Genomic DNA, 1,762 nt, shown 5'->3' with positions numbered 1-1,762 from the left:
ACATAAAATACTTGATTACGTTCGGAATGGTGAAGTAAATAAATTACGAGATATGGTCTTTAAACTTAGTAATGGTGTTATTCCAACAGTCACCGGTGATACTTTACGTTCAAAAAAAAAATTATTCAAACATCGTGTTCGAAAAACTATCGCAAACTGGTATTGAATGCGGAATGGATATTATCACAGCCTACAGTAGTCGTGATTTATTTATTAAAAAAACTGAATTAACGACCACTTTAGATGAAATTCTACAGGTTCGTGATGCAGCCATCGTGTATTATACAAATAAGATTCATGAGATCTCATCAAAACACTTGTCACCATTCATCACCTCTATCATTCAGTATATTAATGCAAACGTTTATCGTCCCATCAAAGTGAAAGAGTTAGCACGTCAGTTTAATATTAGTGAGTCCAAATTACGGACACTTTTTAAGTCCGAACTGGATTCAACAGTCCAAGATTTTATCACCAATCGCAAACTTGCGGAAGCCAAACTCATGATCAACTCCAATATTCCAACAGGCGAAATTGCCTATACGTTAGGCTTTACAGATGCTTCCCATTTTTCACGCGTCTTTAAAAAATTTGTGGGTCAGACCCCAAAACAGTACCAACAAGCACTGGCAGTAGCTGTAGTTGAATAGATTTCGCTTGGTAGTGATTTAAGTGTTGTATTGTTTTTCAATCAACATATCATACTCAAACTTAATCATAACAAAAGCCCGTTAAGTTAAACGTTATCGTTAACTTAACGGGCTTTTGTTATATTTTTACATCGTCGGCTTTTTGATTACAAATTAGCGTTCATAATCTTGGCTACGGCTGCATGAATCTTTTCTAAATAAATACCTTGTTCTTCTTCAGATTGGGCATACTTATCAGCATCCACACTTTGATCAGCCACAACCACGGCATCAGCCATTAGTTGCGTCGCTTCGGCATACTTCGTGTACGCCGTTGCCAGTGACTTGTGCACGCCTAACAAACGTACTGGTGCTGAAGCAGCATTTAATTGTGCCGCATTGGCCTTGTAGTTTGCCACCGCATCTTCGAATTCGGCTTTAATTTCAGCAAATTCTGCAGCAGGAATATCAGCAATTTGACCTGCTTCCTTGGCATCATCTAACTTTGTAAAGAAAGGTGAAACGCGTGTTGCAGTATCTTCCGTATTCGTCAAAACATTTTGCAATGTTTGAATATAAATTTGGGCTTGTTTTGGATTAAATTTTGGCAATGTCTCTTATCCTTTTTTGAAAATTTTTCGCTGTACTAATTTTACCAGTTCAACGATCAGAATGATACTAATTCCAGCAACTAAGACAACTGCCCATTGGTAAGCATCCAAGTGTGAGACATGGAAGATAGGATTCAATGGCGGAATCACAACAACTGCCGCCATCACAACCAATGAGCCAACCAAAGCCCAGTTGAATAACTTATTACGGAAGGCTTGTGGGCCTAACATTGATCCATAAACTGACTTCACGTTGATCGCGTTAAACATTTGCATCAAACCAAGTGTCATAAATGACATGGTTAGGGCATCTTGGTGCGCCGCTGTTTCACCGGCATGCACCGGATAAGCCAATGAGAAGCCGTAAACTGATAACACGATTACAGCCTGTAAGATACCTTGCCAAATAATGGCTGGGCCAACACCACCCGACAAGAAGCTAGCACCACGACCACGTGGTTTCTTCGTCATCGCATCTTTTTGCGCTGGTTCAAGACCTAAGGCAATCGCTGGTAAGGTATC

The 1,762-nt window shown here is 39.7% G+C and carries 3 protein-coding genes; 1 reads left to right on the top strand and 2 read right to left on the bottom strand.

Features of this window, described 5'->3' with window-relative positions; all coding sequences use genetic code 11:
- The first annotated feature begins 173 nt into the window (after positions 1-173).
- Positions 174-650 carry a YSIRK-targeted surface antigen transcriptional regulator gene (locus ACW12G_RS07860; RefSeq protein WP_253269609.1) on the top strand — a complete coding sequence of 159 codons (477 nt, stop codon included), beginning with the start codon at positions 174-176 and terminating at the stop codon, positions 648-650.
- 146 nt (positions 651-796) lie between these two features.
- Here the strand turns inward: ACW12G_RS07860 and ACW12G_RS07855 are convergent, their stop codons facing one another.
- A complete protein-coding gene (locus ACW12G_RS07855; RefSeq protein WP_029509582.1) occupies positions 797-1,240 on the bottom strand; it encodes a hypothetical protein in 444 nt (147 codons plus the stop codon).
- A gap of 6 nt (positions 1,241-1,246) precedes the next feature.
- Positions 1,247-1,762: cation transporting ATPase C-terminal domain-containing protein (locus ACW12G_RS07850; protein ID WP_455647705.1), on the bottom strand; the 516-nt coding region annotated here is incomplete at its 5' end.

It is taken from the genome of Leuconostoc sp. (genome assembly GCF_965300815.1).
This window is presented reverse-complemented; position numbering and strand designations above follow the sequence as displayed.